At 57.6% G+C, this 24,391-nt stretch carries 15 protein-coding genes; 10 read left to right on the top strand and 5 right to left on the bottom strand.

All coding sequences use genetic code 11. The features are described 5' to 3' along the window. Positions 1 to 101: 101 nt before the first annotated feature. A complete protein-coding gene (locus HOP44_RS20965; RefSeq protein ID WP_172257070.1) occupies positions 102 to 1,289 on the bottom strand; it encodes a sensor histidine kinase in 1,188 nt (395 codons plus the stop codon). Between the two features lie 177 nt (positions 1,290 to 1,466). On the opposite strand from HOP44_RS20965, the gene HOP44_RS20960 reads away from it, so the two are divergent. The 3 genes from HOP44_RS20960 to HOP44_RS20950 are packed head-to-tail and all read left to right on the top strand — an operon-like array spanning position 1,467 to position 4,741. Then, entirely contained in the window at positions 1,467 to 2,402 is a 936-nt protein-coding gene (locus tag HOP44_RS20960) for an ABC transporter ATP-binding protein (protein ID WP_172257068.1), read from the top strand. A gap of 13 nt (positions 2,403 to 2,415) precedes the next feature. Further along, entirely contained in the window at positions 2,416 to 3,579 is a 1,164-nt protein-coding gene (locus tag HOP44_RS20955) for an ABC transporter permease (protein WP_172257066.1), read from the top strand. Continuing rightward, complete coding sequence (locus tag HOP44_RS20950) at positions 3,572 to 4,741, top strand: ABC transporter permease (RefSeq protein WP_172257064.1); 1,170 nt, start codon at positions 3,572 to 3,574, stop codon at positions 4,739 to 4,741. The genes HOP44_RS20955 and HOP44_RS20950 overlap by 8 nt, the downstream gene beginning before the upstream one ends. 93 nt (positions 4,742 to 4,834) lie before the next feature. Here HOP44_RS20950 and HOP44_RS20945 read toward each other — a convergent pair whose 3' ends face one another. From HOP44_RS20945 to HOP44_RS20935, 3 genes are read right to left on the bottom strand one after another with little or no spacing between them, the layout of a single operon-like run. Continuing rightward, entirely contained in the window at positions 4,835 to 5,674 is an 840-nt protein-coding gene (locus tag HOP44_RS20945; protein WP_172257063.1) for an OmpA/MotB family protein, read from the bottom strand. Further along, positions 5,671 to 6,450 carry a flagellar motor protein gene (locus HOP44_RS20940; protein WP_172257061.1) on the bottom strand — a complete coding sequence of 260 codons (780 nt, stop codon included), beginning with the start codon at positions 6,448 to 6,450 and terminating at the stop codon, positions 5,671 to 5,673. The genes HOP44_RS20945 and HOP44_RS20940 overlap by 4 nt, the downstream gene beginning before the upstream one ends. Next, complete coding sequence (locus HOP44_RS20935) at positions 6,402 to 6,692, bottom strand: hypothetical protein (protein ID WP_172257059.1); 291 nt, start codon at positions 6,690 to 6,692, stop codon at positions 6,402 to 6,404. The genes HOP44_RS20940 and HOP44_RS20935 overlap by 49 nt, the downstream gene beginning before the upstream one ends. Positions 6,693 to 6,887: 195 nt before the next feature. Here HOP44_RS20935 and uvrB point away from each other — a divergent pair, with 195 nt between their 5' ends. The 7 genes from uvrB to HOP44_RS20900 all read left to right on the top strand — a co-directional run bounded on the left by uvrB (position 6,888) and on the right by HOP44_RS20900 (position 21,855). Further along, positions 6,888 to 8,888, top strand: coding sequence for an excinuclease ABC subunit UvrB (uvrB, locus tag HOP44_RS20930; protein ID WP_172257057.1), 2,001 nt, complete (start codon positions 6,888 to 6,890; stop codon positions 8,886 to 8,888). Between the two features lie 266 nt (positions 8,889 to 9,154). Then, positions 9,155 to 12,034, top strand: coding sequence for an excinuclease ABC subunit UvrA (gene uvrA, locus HOP44_RS20925; protein WP_172257055.1), 2,880 nt, complete (start codon positions 9,155 to 9,157; stop codon positions 12,032 to 12,034). A gap of 296 nt (positions 12,035 to 12,330) precedes the next feature. Continuing rightward, positions 12,331 to 13,389: a S1C family serine protease gene (locus tag HOP44_RS20920; RefSeq protein WP_172257053.1), complete on the top strand. Its 1,059-nt coding sequence runs from the start codon at positions 12,331 to 12,333 to the stop codon at positions 13,387 to 13,389. A 61-nt stretch (positions 13,390 to 13,450) separates the two neighbouring features. Further along, positions 13,451 to 15,331 (top strand): stalk domain-containing protein, encoded by a 1,881-nt coding sequence (locus tag HOP44_RS20915; RefSeq protein WP_172257051.1) that lies wholly within the window; start codon positions 13,451 to 13,453, stop codon positions 15,329 to 15,331. A gap of 109 nt (positions 15,332 to 15,440) precedes the next feature. Continuing rightward, positions 15,441 to 15,755: a hypothetical protein gene (locus HOP44_RS20910; RefSeq protein WP_172257050.1), complete on the top strand. Its 315-nt coding sequence runs from the start codon at positions 15,441 to 15,443 to the stop codon at positions 15,753 to 15,755. 870 nt (positions 15,756 to 16,625) lie between these two features. Then, positions 16,626 to 19,100, top strand: coding sequence for an S-layer homology domain-containing protein (locus tag HOP44_RS20905; RefSeq protein WP_172257048.1), 2,475 nt, complete (start codon positions 16,626 to 16,628; stop codon positions 19,098 to 19,100). A gap of 241 nt (positions 19,101 to 19,341) precedes the next feature. Then, complete coding sequence (locus HOP44_RS20900) at positions 19,342 to 21,855, top strand: U32 family peptidase (RefSeq protein ID WP_172257046.1); 2,514 nt, start codon at positions 19,342 to 19,344, stop codon at positions 21,853 to 21,855. A gap of 100 nt (positions 21,856 to 21,955) precedes the next feature. On the opposite strand, the gene HOP44_RS20895 is transcribed toward HOP44_RS20900, so the two are convergent. Next, entirely contained in the window at positions 21,956 to 24,331 is a 2,376-nt protein-coding gene (locus HOP44_RS20895) for an O-antigen ligase family protein (protein ID WP_246369984.1), read from the bottom strand. Positions 24,332 to 24,391 lie beyond the last annotated feature (60 nt).

Genomic DNA, 24,391 nt, shown 5'->3' with positions numbered 1-24,391 from the left:
AGGCAGTCCGCTGCCTTCTTTTTCGCTTTTTTCTATTCGATAGGGATGGGCGAACCGGAATGCGGCCGGCCTCATCGGTCCGGCCCGTCCTTCGGACGTGCTTATTCCGCCGTTCCGGTGCGAATCGGCAGCCGCGTCACCACGGTAAAAGGCGGACCCGGATCGATCCGCAGTTCGCCGCCCAGATGACGGGTGCGCTCGGTCATGCCGCGGATGCCCATGCCGGCCCGGACGGTCGGCGTTACCCGGGTCTGCAGGCCGTCTGGTTTGATGTCGCCGGCCCGGCCGCTGCACACTTTCATTATGACGGCATCCGGCTCATAGATCAGGGTCAGTTCGATGTATTCCGCCCGACCGTGCCGCAGCGCGTTGGTCAGCGCCTCCCGGGCATTCTGATACAGGGCGACGCGGTAGCTCGGGTACAGCGCGTAGGGAATGCCCTGAATACGGTACGCCGTCCGCATGCCGGTTTCGCGGCCCGTATCGTCCAGCAGCCGGTCCAGCGCATATTCGTGCTCGGCCCGGCTGACGGTGGTTCCTTTTTTGACCGACAGCCGGATTTCTTCCATACTTTCTTCCAGCTGCCTGCGGATTTGTTCCAGCATGTGGGAGGCCCGCTCGCGCTCCGTCGGCAGAATGCGCATCGCCGCTTCCATCATCATCTTGATCCGGATCAGCCGGTGACCGATATCGTCGTGCAGTTTTCGCGCAAGCCGTACCCGTTCTTCGTCCTGGGCTTCTTCTTCGATGCGCAGGGCAAAAGCGGCCAGGCGCTCGCGTTCTTCGCCGAGTTCGAAATGGTGCATCCGAAGCTCGTCGTACCGCACCACGCCTTCAAGGCGGCGGCGTTCGCTGATTTCAAGCATCAGAAGCAGAACCGCGCTGAGCAGAAAAGCCAGATCGGCATTGAGCCGCACGGAGATTTCCGCTCCCGCGAGCGCAAGGTTCAAAGCCAGCAGGTGGCCGGCGGTCATCAGCCCTTTGGAAAACGGATCGCTCTGCCTATAACCGGGCAGACTGGACAGCGACAGAAACAGCAGAGCCGGGCCGAAACGTTCGACGAGCCAGAAAGAAACCAGAACCTGCACGGCTTGAAACGCAGTCCTCAGCCGCTCCGGCAGACCGAAACGTTCCGCAGCCGTCAGAGCCGCAAACAGCAGAACGCCCGCTACATACGTTTTGGTCTCCCCGCTTGGCGCCGTGTACAGGCCTGCGGCGGCCGAAATCAAAATCAGAACTCCGCGTATCGCAAACCTCAATATCTCCCACTCCCGTCTCCATCCCTGCATTTTGCCGCGGCATCCTGTCTTTTTTCGATTATAGCATGCGGGTCCGGCCGGAGCGGAGGTGACTTTGGTCATCTCCCTGCGCCCAACCCATGACTTTCTGTACCTGTGCCGGCGAAGAAAGCCCCGTACAATACGGATATAACCGGTGAAGCGGAAACCGCGAAAGGGGAGAAGAAGATGTCTTTTGTAGAAATCAAAGATGTCGTCAAGCGTTACGGAAGCCGGATTTCGGTCGATCATCTGAATTTGAATATCGAAGAAGGCGAAGTACTGGGGCTGCTCGGGCCGAACGGCGCGGGGAAAAGCACGACAATCGGGATGATCTGCGGACTGATCGGAATCGACAGCGGCGGGATCCGGGTAGGGGGCCTCTCGGTCAAAGAATCGCCGATGGAAGTCAAGCGCATGCTGGGCCTGGTGCCGCAGGATCTGGCGCTGTACGAGAAACTGCCTGCCGAAGAAAACGTGATGTTTTTCGCCCGGCTGCACGGTCTGCGCGGTTCCCTGTTGAAGCAGAGCGTGAAGGAAGCGCTGGAATTCGTCGGTCTGGAAGACAAGGCCAGAGAGCTGCCGGCGACCTTCTCGGGAGGCATGAAGCGGCGCCTGAATATCGCCTGTGCGATTATGCACCGGCCCAAGCTCGTCATTATGGACGAGCCTACCGTAGGGATCGATCCGCAGTCGCGCAATCATATCCTGGAAGCGGTACGCGAATTGAACCGTGCCGGTTCGACCGTTATTTACACGAGTCATTACATGGAAGAAGTCGAAGCGGTCAGCTCGAGGGTCGCGATTATCGACCGCGGTCATCTGATCGCTTCCGGCACCCAGTCGGAACTGCGCGAACGTGCCGCCCAGCAGGAACGCATTCTGCTGCAGGTCACGCCGGTTACGGAAGAACTGTTGAAAGAACTGAAAGAGCATCCGCGGATCGAAGCGGTCGAGGCCGACGGCGACCGGATTACGCTCTACCTGTCTTCGGCGCAGCGCAGTCTGCAGGATGTCCTGTTTATCTGCGCCCGGCACGAAGCGCTGATCGGCTCGCTCGAATGCGAAGCGCCGAATCTCGAATCCCTGTTCCTGAATTTGACCGGACGCACGCTTAGAGACTGAGGAGGAATAGACGATGCGAACCTTTTATATCGTGGCGCTCAATCAGCTCAAACGGACGCTGCGGATGCGCACGGTGCTGATCAATATGTTCCTTCTGCCTCTGATCGTCATCTTTCTGCTGGGGACGGCACTCGGAAGCGTGGAAGATATGGGCGGAGCCGAAGACGCGAAGATCGATCCGGTCACGCTTGCACTCGTAAAAAGCGAAGACTCGCCGCTGCTGGACGGGTATCTGTCGGACGAAGGCGTGGCGCGTTATCTGAAGGTTGTCGAAGTGCCGGACCGGCCGCAGGCTCAGGAGAACCTGCGCAGCGGAGAAGTGGATTATGCCCTGATCGCGGCTCCGGGTTTCGATCGGGCGGTCACGTCCGGCCGTCCCGCTTCGCTTGAGCTGATCCGCGGCAGCAGCCATTCCGAGAACCGGGTAGCGGAAAACGTGCTTCGTCCGTTCATCGATGCGCTGAACGACCGTTCGGCGGCAGCCAAGCTGCTGGGGCCGCAGGCGCTGCAGACCTACGAACAGCTGCCAGCTGCGTCAGCGCAGGTGCAGGACGGCGTGCTCGGAGCGGAGGGCGGGAATTATACGGCGTTCCAATATTATGCGGCAGCCATGCTGGTCATGTTCATGATGTATTCGGGACTCAGCCTCAGCGGAAGTCTGCACGGGGAAAGGGAGAACCGGACGCTGCAGCGGATGTATGCCATGCCGATCCGGCCGATTCATCTGTTCGCGGGCAAAGTGGCGGCTGCCGGTGCCGTAGCGGGCCTTCAGGCGCTCAACATTATCCTGATATCCAAATGGGGCTTCGGCGTCGATTGGGGCGGGCGGCCGTGGATGCTGGCGGCGGTATGCCTGCTGATGGTTGTTTTCACGATGGGCATGGCGATTACCGTTACCTTCCTGACGACGACTCAGCCGCAGAGCGCTTCGATCATGCAGGGGCTGATCGTGGCCATGACGTTTCTCAGCGGAGGATTTGTTCCTTTTGAAGGCTGGATCCAAAAGATCGGCAACTTCACGGTAAACCGTTGGGCTTCGGAAAGTATTCTGCGTATGATGCTGCACGAACCGGCCGGGCATATCGGGGCTTCGATCGCCATACTGGCGCTCGTCAGCGCGGCGCTGCTCGCCTTGGCGCTTACGGTATACAGAAGAAAGGGGTACGCGTATGAATAGCATATGGATCGCCCGGAATCTGGTTCAGCGGGCTTTGGGGAACTTCAGGGGTATTCTCTCGTACCTGATTCTTCCGGTAGCGGTGGTGTCGGGAGCCGTGGGACTGCTGGGCGGCGGAGTGTCTTCGCCGGATGCGCCGATCGCTTACGTCAACTTGGACAGCGGTCCGGCGGGCGAGCGGCTTCTGGCCGGGTTGGGTGTCCGCGAAGGCCGGGAACTTCAGGCCGAACCGGACGAGGCGGCGATCAAGCAGGGCGTGACGGATCGCGATCTGAAGTTCGGCGTCGTGATCCCGGAAGGATACAGCCGCTCCCTGATCGAAGGAGGCTCCGCCGCGCCGATCTATTATCAATTGAATCCGACCGAAGATTCGATGCTGCTGAAGCTGTCCGTGGTTTCGGAACATAAACGTCTGTCGGATACGGCGGCGGTGGTCCGGGAAGAAGCGGCGGAAAGCAGGTCGTCTTCGCCGGAAGCGGTCTCCGAACGTTTCGGCGAACTGCTGGAGGCGCAGGAAAACGAAGCCGTCCGCGCGGTGGTAACCGACCCGCAGCTCTATCCGAAAAGCGGCATCAACAATGTGATCGGGTTCACGCTGCTGTTTCTGATGGGACTGGCCGGCACCTGCGTATCGCTTATTCTCGAAGACCGCAGACAAGGCACCATGGCCCGCATTTTCACGGCACCGGCCGGATCGCTCCAGATTGCGCTGGGCAATTTTCTTGGATGTTTCATGCTGGGCTGGCTGCAGATCGGCCTGCTGCTGCTCGTCACGCGGGGAGTGCTGCGTTACGATTACGGAGTTCCGCTGTGGCTGCATGCCGCCGTGCTGACGGCTTTTATGCTGGTCACGATCGGACTTGCCAGCGCCCTGGCCGGTATCGTGCGAAATCCCGACAATGCCCCGATGCTTAACACCCTGATCATTACGCCGACCTGCATGCTGGGCGGCTGTTTCTGGCCGATCTCGATTATGCCGGATTATCTGCAGACCGCTTCGAATTTCATGCCCCAGAAATGGGCAATCGAAGCGGTGCAGCGGGTGGCGGACGGCGGGGGACTGCACGAAGCGGCCATGCCCCTGCTGATTCTGCTGCTGATGGCGTTCGTGCTGCTTGCAATCGGCTCCGTCATTTTGAAACCGGGCGAACGCGCCGCCTGAAGCGGCGGCAGACGGAAAAACCCCGGCCAAACCTCGCAGTATACGGGGTTCGGCCGGGGCTTTCTCGATTTTTGGAATACGCTTCTGCGAAGTCTATCCGGCCGGGGCGGCAGGCGCCGCGGCACCGTCGGACTGAAGCTGGCGGAGCACGGTGATCTCTACCCGCCGGTTCTGCTGCCTGCCTTCCACGGTAGCGTTGTTGCCGACCGGCCGCGTATCCGCGTAGCCGGCATATTGGAATTGGGACGGAGGCAGGCTGCGGACATCGATAAAGTAGCGAAGGACCGACAGCGCCCGATCGCCCGACAGCTCCCAGTTGTCGGCATACCGTCCGCCTTTGATCGGCTGGTTGTCGGTATGGCCTTCGATACTGATCGTCGCGCCGATCGTGCCGAACAAGCTGGACAGCCGATCCAGAATGCCGGCGGCGCCGCTTTTGAGATCGGCCCGGCCGATATCGAACAGGAACCGGTCGCTCAGCGTGATCGAGATACCCTGCGGTTTGTCGGCGACAAAAATCTGGTCCTGCAGGTTGTTTTCTTCCACATAGGACTGAATGGTCTGAAGGAAGCCGGCCAGCTGCCGTTCCTGTTCGCGGAAAGCCAGTTCGCGCGCGGTCGGTTCGTCTTCCGGCACCGGTTCGATCTGGGCTTCTTCTCCGCCTGTGCCTTCGTCGTCCCCTTCGCTGCCGGGGATCTGCTGACCCTGTTCGCCCGTGATTTTCGGTCCGCCTTCCAGAATGCTGGTGCCGGCTTGAAACGTCGTTTGCAGCGATCCCGAGACGGCTTCGTATTTCTCCGCATCGATCGTACTGACCGCATACATGATAATAAAAAAGATCAGCAGCAGCGTCAGCAGATCGGCATACGTAATCAGCCAGCGTTCCTGCTGATGCGCGGGGCCTTCCCGGCGTTTGCGGCGGCGTCTGTTCATCGCGAAACCGCTCCGGCCGGTTTGTCGCCGCGTTCATCGTCGAGGTAGGTGCCGAGTTTCTTGCGGACCAGATTCGGATTCTCCGCGTTCTGGACGGCCAGCAGGCCTTCGAGCATCATCTCCATCACTTGGACCTCCTCTTCGCCGCGCGCCCGGATCTTGGATGCGATCGGCAGGAAAATCAGGTTGGCGCTGGCGACTCCGTAAAGGGTAGCGATAAAAGCGACGGCGATCGACGAACCGAGATTCGCCGGCTCCGTCAGGCTGCCCAGCACGCGGATCAATCCCATCACCGTTCCGATAATTCCCATGGTAGGCGCATAGCCTCCGGCAGATTCGAAAATTTTGGCGTAACCGTCGAACTTGTCCTGGCGTTTGTCGATTTCGAGTTCAAGAATATGCCGGATCAGCGACTGGTCGCTTCCGTCCACGATCAGGCCGAGACCTTCCCTCATAAAAGGATGCTCGTGCGATTCCGCCGTTTGTTCAAGCGCCAGAATGCCCGAACGCCGGGCAACGGAAGACAGGCCGGCGAGATCTTCGATCAATTCCCCGGAGTCGGACGGGCGGGAACCGAAAGCCAGCCGAAACGCTTCGGGAAGCTGCCGCAGTCTTTTCCACGGAAAGCTGATGACGACCGCCGCCGCCGTTCCGCCGAATACGATCAGAGCGGCAGCCCCCTGCAGCAGGCCTCCGGCCTGTCCTCCTTCCCACAAGAATCCGCCGATCAAAGCGGCGAATCCCGCGATAATTCCGATAACAGTAGTGATGTCCATGCATTCGTTCCTCTCTGCGGCAAAAGCTTGAAATGAGCGTTTTCCGTTTTCATAAATAATTGCATCAGGGATAAAAAGAGAGTATACTTAACGGGAACAAGCATTCCTATTCCGGGATGTTCGACGAGCGGAGAATTTTGTTCTTCGCTGTCCCACTGTGCCATTTTTTGTCCGGCGCCCGGCAAGGCCGAAGCCCTTCGGCAACGAACGCCGCCTTTATTTTCAAGGCTTTTTGCAGGCATGGAAACGCGGCACCTACAGTCTTTTCCGCGTTTTCGATCGGCAGCCGCGCAGCCGGCACAAGTTTTCCATGCGGAAATGTGGTTATTTACAATATAAGCACCCGAACGGCGTGTCAAACGAAAGCGATGCGCCGGTTTTTCGTATTCTCTGCTTCAAATACTATCACTTCAAACGACGAGGGTGAAATAGGGCCAATGAGCGATATTGTAATCAGCAACAAACCGTTTGAGATCGTCTCGGAATTCACGCCGCAGGGCGACCAGCCGCGCGCGATCGACCAGCTGGTCGAAGGCATACACGCCGGGAAGAAACACCAGACGCTGCTTGGAGCGACGGGTACGGGCAAGACGTTCACGATCGCCCAGACGATTGCGAAGCTGAACCGTCCGACACTGGTCATCGCCCACAACAAGACCCTGGCCGCCCAGCTGGCCAGCGAGTTCAAGGAATTCCTGCCGAACAACTCCGTCGACTACTTCGTCAGTTATTATGATTATTTCCAGCCGGAAGCCTACGTTCCTTCTTCCGATACGTATATCGAAAAAGATTCCAGCATCAACGAGGAGATCGACCGGCTCCGCCACTCCGCGACCAGTTCGCTGTTCGAACGCCGCGACGTCGTGATCGTCGCCAGCGTATCGTGCATCTACGGTCTCGGTTCGCCGCAGGAGTACGGCAATCTGCTTCTGTCGCTGCGCGTCGGCATGGAGAAGTCCCGGCAGGAGATCTTGTCCCGCCTGGTCGATATCCAGTACCAGCGCAACGATATCAACTTTGTCCGGGGCACGTTCCGCGTCCGCGGCGACGTGGTCGAAATCTTCCCGGCTTCGCGCGAAGAGCATGCGGTGCGGATCGAACTGTTCGGCGACGAAATCGAACGGATCAGCGAGATCAACGTACTGACCGGGGAAATCACCGGCGAACGCGATCACGTCGCGATTTTCCCGGCTTCCCACTTTGTCACCCGCGAAGAAAAAATGAAGATCGCCATCACGAATATCGAGCGGGAACTCGAAGAGCGCCTTGCCGTATTCAAGGAAGAGGGCAAGCTGCTCGAAGCGCAGCGGCTGGAACAGCGTACGCGCTACGATATCGAGATGATGAAGGAAGTCGGATTCTGCTCCGGCATCGAGAACTATTCGGGTCCGCTGACTTTCCGCGAACGCGGAGCGACGCCGTACACGCTGATGGACTACTTCCCGGACGACCTGCTGATCGTGATCGACGAATCGCACGTGACGCTGCCCCAGATCCGGGCGATGTACAACGGCGACCAGGCGCGCAAGAACGTCCTGGTCGACTACGGGTTCCGTCTGCCTTCGGCGCTTGACAACCGTCCGCTGAAGTTCGAGGAATTCGAACAAAAGGCGGACCAGCTGATTTACGTTTCGGCGACGCCGGGTCCGTACGAGATCGAGCACTGCCCGACGATGGTCGAACAGATCATCCGGCCGACGGGTCTGCTGGACCCGATCATCGAAGTGCGCAAGACCGACGGACAGATCGACGATCTGATCGGCGAGATCCGCGACCGGATCGAGAAGGACGAGCGCGTGCTCGTTACGACGCTGACCAAGAAAATGTCCGAAGACCTGACCGATTACCTCAAGGAAGTCGGAATCAAAGTCCGCTATCTGCATTCGGACATCAAGACGCTGGAGCGGATTGCCATTCTGCGCGATCTGCGGCTCGGGGTCTTCCATGTGCTTGTCGGCATCAACCTGCTGCGCGAAGGTCTCGACCTTCCGGAAGTCTCGCTTGTCACGATCCTCGACGCCGACAAGGAAGGGTTCCTGCGCTCGGAACGCTCGCTGATCCAGACGATCGGCCGGGCGGCCCGAAACTCGGAAGGCCGGGTTATCCTGTATGCCGACAAGATCACCGATTCGATGGAGAAAGCGATGAACGAAACGCAGCGCCGGCGCGAGATCCAGCACGCCTACAACGAACAGCACGGCATTACGCCGCAGACGATCAAGAAGAAAGTGCGCGATGTCATCGAAGCGACCAAAGCCGCCGAGAGCGGCACCGACTTCCTGTCGGGCATCGACGGCACGACCAAGCTGACGAAGCGGGATCGCGAGAAGCTGGTCATGCGTCTGGAAAAAGAAATGAAAGAATCCGCCAAGAACCTCAACTTCGAACGCGCCGCGGAACTTCGCGACGCTCTGCTGGAACTCCGCGCGGCGGATTGAGCCGCCGCATACCCTGGTTTTTTATTCCGACATCATGCCTATTCTATCTCATATACAGCGTCCGCATCCGTGCGGACGCAATCTTTTTCCCAAGATCCAAGACTTTCCTGCAGAAAAGCTCCCAAAAAGAATGGCCGCACGGATCTACCGGACCCGCAGCGTCTCCCCGAGCGCAGACGATCGGCCAGCCGGCAAACGTTCTTTTTGAAAAAGCGCCCTGCCGAGAAAGTCGACAAACAGAATGATTCATGTGGAGGTTGAGGCCGGTGGCAAGCGAAAATATCGTAATCAAAGGTGCCAGAGCACACAACTTAAAAAACATAGACGTCACGATCCCCCGCGATCGTTTCGTCGTCCTGACGGGACTCAGCGGTTCGGGAAAGTCTTCCCTCGCGTTCGATACCATTTACGCCGAAGGGCAGCGCCGCTACGTCGAATCGCTGTCCGCTTATGCGCGGCAGTTCCTGGGCCAGATGGAAAAGCCGGACGTCGACTCGATCGACGGACTGTCGCCGGCGATCTCGATCGATCAGAAAACGACGAGCCGCAACCCGCGTTCGACCGTCGGTACCGTTACGGAAATTTATGACTATCTGCGGCTTCTTTTTGCGCGGATCGGCAAGCCCCACTGTCCGGACCACGGTGTGGAGATCACTTCCCAGACCGTCGAGCAGATGGTGGACCGGATCATGCAGTTCCCCGAGAAGACCCGGCTGCAGATTCTGGCTCCCGTTATCGCGGGCAAGAAAGGCGAGCACAAAAGCCTGTTCACCGAAATCTCCAAACAAGGTTTTGTCCGTGTCCGAGTCGACGGCGAACTGCGCGATCTGTCGGAGACTATCGAGCTGGAGAAAAACAAGAAGCATACGATCGAAATCGTCGTCGACCGGATCGTGATCAAGGAAGACGTTCAGACCCGTCTGGCCGATTCGATCGAGACGGCGCTGAAGCTGTCCGGCGGTCAGCTGCTGGTCGATATCATGGGCCAGGAAGAGCTGAGATTCAGTTCCAATTTTGCCTGCCCGATCTGCGGATTCAGCATGGACGAACTGGCGCCGCGCATGTTCTCGTTCAACAGCCCGTTCGGCGCCTGCCCGGACTGTGACGGACTTGGTGTCAAGATGGTGGTCGATCCGGAACTGCTGGTGCCGGACGAACGCAAATCGATCGAAGACGGCGCGTTTACCGCCTGGAGCGGAGGCTTGTCCAATTATTATCCGCAGTTCCTCGCCGCCATGTGCGAGCATTACAAGATTCCGACCCACGTGCCGGTATCCGAGCTGACTGCGGAACAAACGAACAAGATTCTATACGGGACCGACGGCCAGAAAGTCAAATTCCGCTACGAAGGCGACTTCGGCCGCAGCAAGGAAGTTACGGTAGCGTTCGAAGGCATCATTCCGAACCTGGAACGCCGCTACCGGGACACCTCGTCCGAGAGCATGCGCGAATACATCGAAGGCTTCATGGGCACCAAACCGTGCGGCACCTGCAAAGGCCAGCGTTTGAAGCGCGAGATTCTGGCGGTGACCGTGGGCGGAGTCAGTATCTCGCATGTGACCGATCTGTCGATCTCCAAAGCGACGGAATTCTTCGACGAACTCGAATTGAGCGAAAAAGAACGTTCGATCGCAAACCTGATTCTCAAAGAAGTCTGCAGCCGTCTCGGCTTCCTCGAGAATGTCGGCTTGACGTACCTGACGCTCAGCCGCGCGGCCGGCACACTCTCCGGCGGCGAAGCGCAGCGGATCCGTTTGGCCACGCAGATCGGTTCGAGCCTGATGGGCGTGCTCTATATTCTCGACGAGCCGAGTATCGGCCTGCATCAGCGGGATAACGACCGTCTGATCAAGACGCTGCTGCATATGCGCGATCTCGGCAATACGCTGATCGTGGTCGAACATGACGAAGACACGATGATGGCGAGCGACTATATTATCGATATCGGTCCGGGAGCCGGCGTACACGGCGGCCGGATCATCGCGGAAGGCACGCCGCAGGAAGTCATGGACAATCCGGACTCCCTGACGGGGCAGTATTTGAGCGGACGCCGCTTTATCCCGGTTCCTTTGAGCCGCCGCAAGCCGGGCGAGCGCTGGCTGGAAATTCGCGGGGCGAAAGAAAACAACCTGAACAACGTCAATGTGAAGGTGCCGATCGGCCTGTTCACGGCGGTCACCGGCGTATCGGGTTCCGGCAAGTCGTCGCTCGTCAACGGCGTGCTGCACAAAGCGCTGGCCCGCGACCTGAACCGTGCGCGCGTCAAGCCGGGCAAGCACAAGGAAATCCGCGGCATGGAGCATGTGGACAAGGTGGTCGAAGTCGACCAGTCGCCGATCGGCCGTACGCCGCGTTCCAACCCGGCGACCTACACGGGTGTGTTCGACAACATTCGGGATTTGTTTGCGACGACGAACGAAGCCAAAGTGCGCGGCTACCAGAAAGGCCGTTTCAGTTTCAATACGAAGGGCGGCCGCTGCGAAGCGTGCAAAGGCGACGGCATTATCAAGATCGAGATGCACTTCCTGCCGGATATCTACGTTCCGTGCGAAGTGTGCAAAGGCAAGCGGTACAACCGCGAGACGCTGGAAGTCAAATACAAGAGCAAGAATATCGCCGACGTCCTGGAAATGACGATCGAAGACGCGGTCGAATTTTTCCAGAACGTGCCGAAGATCAGCCGCAAGCTGCAAACCCTGCTTGATGTGGGTCTCGGCTATGTCAAAATGGGCCAGCCCGCCACCACGCTGTCCGGCGGCGAAGCGCAGCGCGTAAAGCTAGCTTCCGAACTGCACCGCCGCAGCACCGGCAAAACGATCTACATCCTCGACGAGCCGACAACGGGCCTGCATGTGGACGATATCGACCGCCTGCTGAACGTGCTGCACCGCCTGGTCGAATCGGGCGATACGGTACTCGTGATCGAGCACAATCTCGACGTCATCAAAACGGCCGACCACCTGATCGATATGGGGCCGGAAGGCGGAAGCGGCGGCGGCGATGTGGTCGCAGCCGGCACGCCGGAGCAGGTCGCCAAAGTGAAAGGTTCGTATACCGGCCATTATCTGGCGCCGGTCCTCGAACGGGATACCGAACGTACCCGCCTGGAGAACGCGCCGGACCGCGAGACGGCCGACAAATCATAAGCGGGGCACGAATACCGGCCCGAAAGCGGCCGCCTTTGGGGCGGCCGCTTTCTTTTTTTGAATTTGCCCAACTTGTATAAAAATAGCTTCATTTTTTCTAAAAGATGGAATAGAGTGAAGAAAGAGAGTAACGAAGCTCTATACGATATAAAACGATCCGGCCGGGTCCGGTCAAATCCCGCTTTTTGATACGTAAAAGGCGGGGTTTGTTCTGCGGCTGCGGTCCTGCGGATCGGTTGAATCGGGATTGATTATGCCGGAATCCGGACATGCGAAGAAAGAGGGTTGTCGACGGAATGAGAAAAACGGGAACGAAAGCGGCTTGTCTGCTGCTGTCAGGAGCAATCGGAATCGGAGGTTTCGGTCTGTTCGCCCAAACGGAAACCGCCGCGGCAGCTGCCGCAAAGCCGTCCGGCTCGGCTTACGCCAAAACGGTTCCGCAGATTATTGCGCAGGTATCGCCTTCGGTAGTGGGGATTATCGGCGAAGTGCCGGTCGATCACTCGGAAGAGTGGGGACTTGAAGAAGGAACGGAGGAAGCGGAAGGTTATGACCTGGCACACGGATCGGGCGTCATTATCCGTTCGGACGGCTGGATCGTAACCAATGCGCATGTCGTCGAAGATATGCAGAATATCCAGGTGGTCACGTCGGAAGGCAAGTCTTACAAGGTCCGCACCGTATACAGCGATCCGATCAGCGATGTGGCCCTGATCCGAATCAACGTGAAAGGCTTCAAACCTGCTAGATTCGTGTCGGCTCAAAAAACGACGCTCGTCGGCGAGCAGGTGATCGCGATCGGCACGCCGGTATCCTTGTCGCTGCGCAACTCGGCGACGGTGGGAATCGTCAGCGGTCTTAACCGCGCCGCCGGAGCGGAGTACCGGTTGATCCAGACGGACGCAACAATCAACCCGGGCAACAGCGGAGGTCCGCTGGTCAATATGCAGGGCGAGATCATCGGAATCAATTCGATGAAATTTGCGGCGGTCGATATCGATAATACCGGCTTTACGATTCCTGCGGCCACCGTTCAGTATATCGTGCACCAACTGTTCGCCAAAGGAGAAGTGGTGCGTGCCGGCTTGGGACTGCACCTCGAAGAAAGCTTCTCCGCGATGGTCGGTCTGCCTTCGGACGATCCGTTGACCGTGACGGAAGTGATCTCCAAAGAAGCGGAAGCCGCCGGCGTCCAAAAAGGCGATGTGCTGTACAGCGTTGCCGGTCACCGGATTACGGCTGTGGTTGACCTGAACGAGCTGATGAAATCCTATGTACCCGGGCAAAAGGTTAAGGTGCTGATGCAGTCCGGCGGGGATATCGTGGAACGCAGCATCAAATTGACGAACGAATGAGATACGGTCTGCGCACGGCGAATCTGCCGGCAGGACGCGAAGAAAAAGAGGGGGAGAGCGAATGAGACTGGCAAAAAAGGGCATGGCGCTTCTGTTCGTTCTGCTGCTGTCGATCGGAACATCCTTATCGGCTTTGGCGGCCGAATCGGTCATTTTGACACTGGAAGTTCAGATCGGAAGTACATCGGCGCTCGTGAACGGCGAGAAGACAAAGATAGAAAAGCCGTATACGCAAAACGGAGCGGTCATGGTACCGCTTGGCGTATTCCAGCGCGCATTTGGTACGAAAAGCCGGCTTGAAGGCGAAGATGTGGTTCGCCTATCCTACGGTTCCAAAGCGGCGACGTTTACGATCGGCAGCAAGACGGCCTGGGTAAACGGCAGCAAATCGGCTTTGGCCGCTGCGCCGGTAATGAAAAACGGTACCCTTATGGTCCCTTTGCGTCCGGTAACGGACATGTTGGGCGCCGCAGTCAAAGTGGCTTCCGGCAAAATTGTCGTTACGCTGAAATCGGATAACGGAATTCCGGGACAAAAGCCTGTCAAAGGCGACGAAGAAGGCATTTCCGGACGGGTCGGCAGCAGCTATGCGGGCTGGTCGATCGATTATCCGGAAAATGCGGTGGCCGAGCTGGGCGACAACGAATTCTCGGCCATGCTCGGTGACCCGGACGGCACTTATATGCTGCAAATTCATGTCTGGGAAGAAGACGCGTCCGTTTCGGTACCGCTGTCCGATGTTCTGGAGCAGTTGGAACAAGAAGCGCTGGAATCCGGCGAGACGGTCGTGGACCGGGAAGCGTTCCCGAATGCCGTACTGCCTTATGCCCGTTTGATTACGCGGGATTTGGACGGCCTTTATTGGGAAGCCCGGCGTTATTACGATCAAGGGCGCGTATATACGCTGTACTTCGGCGACTCGCTGGTCAAAGATTACCGGGAGCTTGAAGAACGTGCCGAGCTTCTGGACTCGTTCCGTCCTTCTTTTGCAACGAAGGGGGTCAAAACCGAAGACCTGTCGACGATCAAAGACGGACAGGTGTCGGCCGCTTCGTCGGATTACGGAGTGACGCTGAAACTGCCGGCCGAGTGGATTCCGACGGACACGGGTCGGTTCGAGTACGCTGCGGAAGACGGTTCTTCCCTGTCTCTGCAGGTTACTTCCGCTGCCGCAGGACAGACGCTGGAAGATTGGCATACACTTCTGCAGAGCCGGATGGATGAACTGTTCGTAGCCGGAAAAGCCAAGCCGATCGTCAGCGAACCGCTGAAGGCTGCCGGCGTGGACGGACGTCTGGAGAAGCTCACGTATCAGCTGGGTACCGAGGAGTATCACTGGAACTGGCTTGTGCTGCAGCAGGAAGGATACTTCTACATTTTGCGTTATTCGGCTCCTGCCGAAGCGTACAAGGAACAAACCTTCCGCCGGATCATCGGCTCGCTCGATATCGACTTCGATACGGTCGCTTCTTCTTTTGGCAAGCTCGGTCAAATCTCGTACCTCAAAGATAAATCGTTGAACGTCACCAAGAGCACGACGGATTTCCAAATCAGCGTTCCGGCTTACTGGACCAGTATTCCCGGAAGCGGCGTGCAGCCCGAGCTGCGCTACTCCCTTCCCGGCGGTTCCTTGTCTCTGACCCTGATCGGCGAAGGTGTCGAAGCGGCAGCCGCCAAAGCGGCCCGGGGTTACGCCGATTTGAAGCTGGATGATCCGACGATGTCCGTGGAACCGCCGCAGCGGACTTTGTTTGCGGGAGTTCCCGCTGTTCGCCTGGCCTATACGGGAACGGACGGCAGCCCTTATCAGGCAGAGGATATCTATTTCCGCCACGGGAACAGCACCTACTGGATGCACACTCGGCTGGATCAAGCGATGGCGACCCCGCAGCAGTTGGACGGAATCAAGCGGGCTCTTCAATCGTTCAGGTTCCTCAAGTAGAAAGATCGGGTTTGGAACACTTCAAGCGGATAAAGATAGACCGGCTCGGGATTTTCGGGGTGCGGTCTATTTTTTTGCGACAATCGACCAGCGAAAGGAGTTTTCCCGAATGGAACCTTCGCTTTTGGGGAAAATCGAGTCGGCTTTTCGTTACAACGATACGGCGTGGCATAACGTTTTTCTGACCCTTGTGTATCTGCTGGCGGGTATCGTGGTTGTTGTGGCACTTATTCCGCTGGTTCGTCCGCTGTTTGGCACTCCCGATGAAGGAAGGCCTCGCCGGCATCCGCTGCGCAGTTTCGCGCTTCGGAGTATCGGCGGCCTGATTCTGCTTGCTTTTCCGCTGGCCCCGTTTCTGGTGCTCTCGGTGATTCTCCAGGGGGCGGGGGAACGCGCGCGTCGTCTCGAATCCGCTCGGCTATGAGCAGTCCGGCAGGCCGGTCTCGGTGATGCTGGTCGACAAGTTTCTGGCCAATACGATAGAGAACGGAACAGTCAGCGGGACAAGCCAAGCTTATGCGTAGGCGATCGACACCGAATCCGGTACTCCGATCTGGAAAACGGGAATCGGGACTTTCGGCAAGAATCCTTCGTCTCCTGCAGCCGGAGCAGGCGCAGATCCGCGAAAAATGATCTATGCAGGCCGGCTGCCCCGGGCAGAGGGGGCATCGACAGCAGAATGGACACCGATAAACGGCCGGATTTTTTTGAACGGCGGCTTTTTGATCGGCAGGGAGACCGGAGGCAGCCCTTTTTCCAATCCTGATGGCCTAACGGAACTCCGGGCCTACGATACTTTGGCTCCGGCGCCGGAACAAGCGAAGCGGCAGGAAAAAACAACCGGAATAAGGAATCGTACGAGAATGCCGCGCGTGCGCTGCTTCGGTTGAACGGGACGTCCGGCCCCTGCCTTTTCGGTATTCGGATCAGCGCTTTCGACCTTAGGCATGACAGCATACGCTCGGCGGCGGATACCGGTCTGAAATCGCTGGACGGCTTCGCGCAGAACGGAACGGTGCTGACTTTTGAAGGCCGGGGAACTACAGGGAGTTCGTATCTGTGCATGCTCTCGCGAACCGACGGCCGGGTCCAAGGATATGATTTCCATTATGAACAGGTGATTGAACTTTAATCCTATTATTTTTAAAATAAAGGACCCAAGCAATTGACTTGGAATAAACGGGAAAGGTATGATTTGGTTACTAACGCCCAAGTCTAAAGTCCCTTTTGTGGAGAAACAGGGGCTTTTTAGATATGTCTATGGGCTTGGTGATCAAAGAATCAGGGGGATATTATGAGAAAAACCACAGGTGTTTTGCTTTCGTCGCTGCTCCTGGGCAGCACAATCTGGACGGGAGCCGCTTATGGAGCCGCGGCTCCGGCCGAGGGGACATCCCGCGTACATAGCGCCACTTTTGCGGACCTTGGCAATCACTGGTCGCGGCAGGCGGTAGAGAAATGGCAGCAACGGGGGATTATTCAGGGAGCGGCCGAGGGCAAATTCGCTCCGGATCGTACGCTGACGCGTGCGGAATGGGTAACGCTGCTTAATCGCACGTTCCAGATCAATCGCCAGGGGACGCAGCTGCCAACCGACGTCAAAGAAAGCAGCTGGTATGCTTCCGACGCGGGTGCGGCTTTGACTGCCGGTTATATCGGGCTTTCGCAGGACGGCAGCTTTGAAGGCAATCGTCCGCTGACCCGCGAGGAAGCGGCCGTAACCCTGTCCGCACTGCTGGAACTTCCTATGACGCAGCCGGAGCAGGATGCTTTTTCGGACTTCAAGACATCGGCCGAAACGAACGGTGCTCCGGTCTATGCGGCTGTCGAAGCGGGCCTGCTTAAGGGATATGCGGATCATACGTTCCGGCCTCATCAACCGCTGACCCGGGCCGAAGCTGCTGTATTGATCGATCGAGCTGCCGAAGTTTACGGCATGTGGATCGGCGAGCAGGGCGAATACGGCCCGGCCGCCGGCGCCGAAATCCAGCGGGAGCAGGGCAGCGTGATTGTTAACGCACCAGGTGTCACTTTGCAGAACCTTGAGATTGCAGGAGACCTTATCCTTGGCAAAGGCGTAGGCGAAGGAGACGTGACGTTGAAGAACGTTACCGTCAGCGGCAGCACCTACGTCTACGGCGGCGGGGAAAACAGTATCCATATCGAAGGTTCCCATCTGGTCAATATCATTGTCGACAAAAAAGAAGGCACCGTCCGCATCGTGGCTCAAGGCGAAACGACCGTTCAGGAAGTTGTCGTTCGAACGGGAGCGAATCTCGAAGCGGATAAAGGCGTTACCGTAAACAAAGTCGAGCTTACGAACGAACTGCCGGCCAACTCGGAAGTTCGCCTCGCGGGTTACTTCAATACCGTCAATGTTCAAGCTTACAGCCTGGCGCTCGACATTCCGAGCGGTTCGATCGGCGAACTTAACGTGTCCAAAGAAGCCGAAGGAACCGTATTGAACACGGGCGGCGAATCGCGCATCCTGACGCTGCTCCTGAACGCTGCCGCCAAAGTGGCGGGCGTGGGCCGAATCGACAGCGCGACGATCAATGCCAAAGATATCACGTTTGACAAGTCGCCTACGGCCGTCAAAGTCGGCAAGGACGTTCCGGCGGATACGAAAATGTCGGTAGGCGGACAACAGGTGACGGCGGGAGCCGCCCCGACCGCTGCAGCGGTTCCGGCTTCGCAGCCGGCCGCAGTTGCGCCTTCCGCGCCAAGCGGCGGGGAGAACACGACACCGGCACCGACACCGACACCGGCACCGACACCGACACCGACACCGGCACCGACACCGACACCGGCACCGGCACCGACACCGACACCGAGTCCTTGGCAGCCGGTGAAGGTGGAGCTTCAGGACGCAGCTGTAAGCGTCGGAGAAGCCGTTTACTTCACGAGTTCGGTAAGTGGCACCGCTTATCTGTATCCGAGAGGGGTCGCTTATTATGATCTGCCGACTCTCGCTCTTGCGGTGGATAGCGGAGAAGTCTTGACAAAGCAGGTTGTAGCAGCAGAGAAAAACTTTTTCTCGACAGCAGAATTGCGTAATATACAGTATCCTAGGAACTATGAGTTTGGTGTAGCGGTCTACGATACATCCAATAAGTATTACGGCGTAAGCGAATTTGAAATTTTGGATGGAAGTGCTCCATTGGTCAAAGAGGCGTCTCGATGGCATACGGGCGCCGATCCCGAGTACTTTACGCTGAGTTATAATCGAGTGCTGCAGCTGGCTCCGGGCAAGAAACCGAGCGATATCATACAAATCAAGTTGGACGGCGAAGAAATGTATAAGCCTTTTGGTGCAGACATGGGGACAGTCGAGATCGAAGGAGGCAAAGTGCTAATACGTCCGTTCCAATCACAGTTAGGACGTGATTTTTATATCAAGTTATTGGAAGGTTCTGTCGTAACTTCGGACGGCCAACTGAATCAAGAACTTATTTATGGGCCGCTTAAATCGTTTACTAAAATCAAACTCCTTTCTCACGGCGGACAAACAAGCGCGGTTGTGAAAAAGGGAGAAGACATTCAATTTTCGGTTCAGTACGCCGGTACGGTATATCTGCATCCGAATATGTTAAGCGGATCTAAAGATGAGTTTGACAAGAAGGTAGAGGAAGGTTGGGCTAAAAAGCTGGAAGTTTCTGAAGAGCAGGCTAACCAGCCGCTGACCATTTCGACTACAGGACTCTCTAAAGGAATTTACTCGCTTCATGTCTGGTACGGTCATAGTATTTATATTGAGATTGTAGATTAAGATTTAAAAAATAAGTGTTGTATTTGCGAGACGCGCGGATCATTCCGCCGCGTCTCTTTTTTTGTGTCGGGGTATCGCATAAAGCTGTCCATCCATTCACAACTCTGATACAATAGATAAGTTCAAAATTAAAATACAAGATCAGTCGTGACGATATAAGAGTGGACCAACATAAGCGGTTAGCTGTTATGAACGCCCTTCCTGAAAAGGGACAAAACAGCGCGCAGGAGGATAACAATATATGAGCGTAAACCAAATTACAAGACGCGACGTCGAACTGCTGGCCCCGGCCGGCGATTGGGACTGCATGCGCGCGGCCGTTGCGAACGGAGCGGACGCGGTCTTTTTCGGCGTCGAGAAATTCAATGCACGGGCGCGGGCCAACAACTTCCGGATGGACGAACTGCCGGAGATCATGGGCTTTCTGCACAGCTACGGGGTTAAAGGCTTCCTGACGTTCAATATCCTTGTCTTCGAAAACGAACTGGAAGACGCGCGCGGGCTGATCGATGCCTGCGTGGTCGCCGGAGTGGACGCGGTGATCGTCCAGGATCTGGGCCTGGTCAAAATGATTCGCGAGATTTCGCCCGACTTCCCGATTCACGGTTCGACGCAGATGACGATCACTTCGCCGGAAGCGGTCGAGTTTACGAAGCCTTTTAACATGGAACGGGTCGTATTGGGACGGGAAAATAACCTCAAGCAGATCCGCAAGATCGGCGACCAGGCCAAGCTGCCGATGGAAGTGTTCGTGCACGGCGCGCTGTGCGTCTCGTATTCGGGCCAGTGCCTGACTTCGGAAATGTGGGGCGGACGTTCCGCCAACCGCGGCGAATGCGCCCAGGCCTGCCGCCTGCCGTACGATCTGATGGTCGACGGAGAGCATAAGCCGATGGGCGACATCGCCTACCTGCTGTCGCCGAAAGACCTCGCGGCGATCGACATTATGCCGGAGCTGATCGAAGCGGGCGTGACGTCGTTCAAGATCGAAGGCCGCCTCAAAACGCCGGAGTACGTGGCGAACGTGGTCAGCAAGTACAATGCCGCCATCAACCGTTATTTTGACGGCGACGATGCCAAGCCTTCCGTAGAAGAAGTACGCGAACTGCAGCAGAGCTTCTCCCGCGGTCTGACGCACGGCTTCCTGGACGGTACGAACAACAAGCAGCTCGTGGAAGGCACATTCCCGAAGAGCCGCGGCGTGTACCTGGGACGGGTCGAGCAGATTCTGCGCGACGGCGTGGTCTGCCGGATCGAAGCTCCGCTCAAGCGCGGCGACGGTATCGTGTTCGACGCCGGAGATCCGACGAAGAAAGAAGAAGGCGGGCGCGTGTATGACGTACGCCGCAAAGGCGTCAAACTGGAAGGCGAAGCGGATCAAGGCTGGGTGATCGATATCGTCCCTGGCCGCAGCGACGTCGATCTGCGCCGTCTGCATGTGGGCGACCGCATCTGGAAAACGAACGATCCCGCGCTGGACCGTCGTCTGCGCCAGACGTATGAGACGGACAAGCCGTACCGCGTGTTCCCGCTGGCGGTGAAAGTCACGGGCAATCCGGGACAGCCGCTCGTCTCGGTCTGGACCGATCTGGACAAAGGCACGACGGTTCGCGTCGAATCCGAGATGGAGCTGGAGATCGCCAAGAAGCGTCCGCTCGGCTACGAAATTCTGGAAGAACAGTTCGGCCGCCTGGGCGGTACCGTCTACCAGCTTGAAGAGCTGGACGTGCAGCTGCACGGCGACGTCATCGTGCCGATGCGCGAACTGAACGCCATGCGCCGCCGCGCGGTCGACGAACTGGCCGGCGAGCGTCCGAAGCCACCCGTCTATGTTCATCGCGATATTGCCGTGTACGGCGATTCCAAACAGCCTGCGCAGCCGATGGAGCGCTCCGAAGCGCGCATCACGGCGCTGTGCCGGAGTCTGCCGCAGGTCGAAGCGGCACTGGAAGCCGGCGTCGGCATGATCTACGCCGACTTCGAGTTCATCAAGCAGTTCCCGGCGGCTGTCGCAGCCGTACGGGCGGCCGGCAAGCGGATCGCGCTGGCGACGCCGCGGATCCACATGCCGGGCGAAAACGGCTACCACGCGAATATTCTTCGCCTGGAGCCGGATGCCGTGCTCGTCCGCAATACCGGGGCCCTGTATTACTACCTGCGCCACCGCCAAGAGAATCCGGATAAGAACCATCCGGAACTGATCGGCGACTTCTCGCTCAACGTGGCGAACCACAAAGCCGTCGACCTGTTCCTGGAAGCCGGTCTCGACCGCGTGACGCCGTCGTACGACCTGAACATCCAGCAGATGGTCGATCTGCTCGGACGTTCGCAAACGGGCAAGATGGAGATTGTCATCCATCAGCATATGCCGATGTTCCATACCGAGCACTGCGTGTACTGCACGTTCATGAGCGAAGGCACCGACTTCACGAACTGCGGCCGCCCGTGCGAAGAACAGCGCGCGTCGCTGCGCGACCGGATCGGAATGTCCCACCCGGTCCGCGTCGACGAAGGCTGCCGCAACACCGTCTACAACGCGATCGAGCAGTCCGGCGCCGAATACCTCAACGAGTTCCTGAACGCCGGCGTGCCGAGCTACCGGATCGAGTTCCTCGAAGAAACGCCGGAGCAGGTGCATGAAGTCCTCGACCTGTACACCCGCGCCCTGAACGGCCAGATCAGCGGCTCCGAAGTCTGGCGCAAGCTGAAAGCGACGAATCAGCTGGGCGTGACGAGAGGGCAGTTGGTGAAGTAGGAAGCGGGTTTTCCCGAATGGAGAAGCCGAAGTGGCAAAGCGCAAAAAAGACGTTCCGCATCTATGATGCGGAACGTCTTTTTTTATTCGTTTATTGATACTAGAACTTCATGGCCGCAGTCATCTCAATCTGTTCCTTGGATGCCGGATCGGCTTTGATTAACGCTTCATAGACGGCCGGATCTTCCTGTCCCATTTTCTTTAGGGCAATCAAATACCAACGGGCCGCTTCGGCAGTTTCCGGGTTGGCATATTCTTCGGTAAGCAGACCTTTGAGTGTGGCTGCCGCTTCCTCCGTCTGTCCGCTCAGGTACATGGCTTTGCCGGCATTCAGTGTGATCGCAGGGGTCACGGTGAATTCGCGGCCCTGCATTTGGCCTTCCGGCAGCGTCTTGAGGTGTTCGACGTTGGCCAGCATATGCCGGTAAGCATCGATGCCGCGCTGGGCAGCCGCTTTTTGCGCCTCAAGGTCTCCCGTATTCAAGGCGAGGTAGCCGATTGTCACGGACTGACCGATCACCTGCTCATACCAGCTCATATCCCAGTTGAATTTCTCCAGGTTATCGGCAAGCAGGTCGAAGCTGCTTTGGGTATCGTTTTTGGACATATAGATCGCGGACAGCTGATTTATGATGTCTTTGCTGTACGGCTCGCGTTCAAGCGCTTTTTTCAGCAAAGTCTCCGCCTCGTTCAAGTAATTGGCGTCCTGCGTACTGTTGTATACGCTCTGGAGTACGGCAGCCAGCTGAACGACGCTTGTCGGATAGGTCGGCCGAACGTTAAGCGCATTGTCCAAAGGTTCCCTGACCTGCTCGTAGCTTTTTTGTTCGGAACCCTGAAGCAGGCGCGAAGCTTCCTGGGTGTCCGATGCGGCCGCGACATATCTTCCCGACACGACAAGGAGAACGACGGCTGCAGCCGCAGCAGCGACCGAGTACAGAACAGGAAGTCCGCTTCCGGACGATTTTTTTTCCGCAGGCTTGGTATCCGCAATCTCTTTGTGTCGAAGCAGCGGAACCGCACGGATTGCCGCAGCCATGCCGCCAAGCGAGAAGAATACCAGAATACTGACATAGACGTAGCTCATATTGAAATCGAGCAGGCTGTGCGCCAGAATCGAGAATGCGATCAGGAAGTAGAAGAAATGCCCCTGCTTCTTTTCTTCATCCTGCTCGCGGTAGTAACTTCTGAGGTATTGATAGAAGACGTAGACCAGGAACGACAGCAGAACCAGAATGCCGACGATGCCCGTCTCATCCAGATACTGCAGGAAGAAGTTGTGTGTCTGGTTGCTGACATAAGGGTTGTTCTGATATTTCTCGTACAGGACCGCCCATGCGCCGCCGCCGCCGCCCAGTACCGGGTAGTCGGCAACCATTTTCATGGAGTCTTTGTAAAAAGTAATCCGTTCAAGCACGCTGTGCTGCTGGAAGTTGATGTTTTCGACGCGGATACGCACGTTCTCCGGAAGGGCGTTGCGAAGTCCCGTTCCGATCAGCAGCAAAGCGAGCACGGCGACAACGACGATACCTCCAAGCGGCAGCCAGAGACTTGCACCGCGGCGCGACGACCATTTTCCGAATTTGCGTTCGAACAGCGGCTGCAGATAGCGTCCGACCAGCCAGACCAAAACAGCGCCAATTGCGGAAGCTCCGATCAACAGCGCCCAGCCCTTGAAGGCGTCTCCGCCGTTGTAGACTTGATTGAGGCTCAAGCCCAGATCCGTAATGGGCTGCAGCACAATCAGCGAGATCGCAGCCGAAATGACCAGATTGATAATCCAGGTCAACTGCTGTGCCGGTTTCAGGAACAGCAGCAGAACGATGAAGACGACCGGCAGCATCACGAGGCCGCCGCGCGAGAGCGTCAAGGCGATCGACAGGATGATCGGAACCAGCATAAACCCGTGTATCAGGCGGTCATGCAGCTTCAGCGAACGGCTGGCCGTAAACAGGACCGCGAACAGCATAGCCATCAGGAAAGCGGCATAGGTATTGGCATACTGGAACACCGAAGTCAGACGCAGGCCGTTGGAATCCGTCATGACCGCATCCGTATAAACGCCGTTTGCCACCACATGCGAGAACCAACCGACTAAACCGCCGGCAAATAAGCGCTGACCGAACCAGTTGATAAACCCGTAAATGACGATCAAATACGTGGTCCACAGCAGCGCCGCGCGCATAACGCGGCTGGCGGCGCGATGCTGCAGCAGGAATACCCCGATCGTGAAGAACGCGGCGTTCATGCACATGACCAAAATCATGTTCACGGCCAGGTAGTGCGAAACAGCTACGAAGGACGAGAGTATATACGTAAGAGGCAGCAGCCATACGCCCGCAGCCGTAATCTCCCGGCGGTCCGCAATGCGCATATGCTTGAAAAATGCCGCCACGCCCAGGAGCAGCAGCGCAGCCGACCAAACGACAGCCCAGTAGATCGGCTGCTCGAACTCAACTTGCTGCCCGTTAAACAATCCCTGTTGGAAAGGCGCCCAGATTAAGAATATAATGAGGGCTGATACCAGAGTCCAGGT

The sequence above is a fragment of the Saccharibacillus deserti genome, from assembly GCF_013618475.1.
Classification (GTDB): Bacteria; Bacillota; Bacilli; order Paenibacillales; family Paenibacillaceae; genus Saccharibacillus; species Saccharibacillus deserti.
This window is presented reverse-complemented; position numbering and strand designations above follow the sequence as displayed.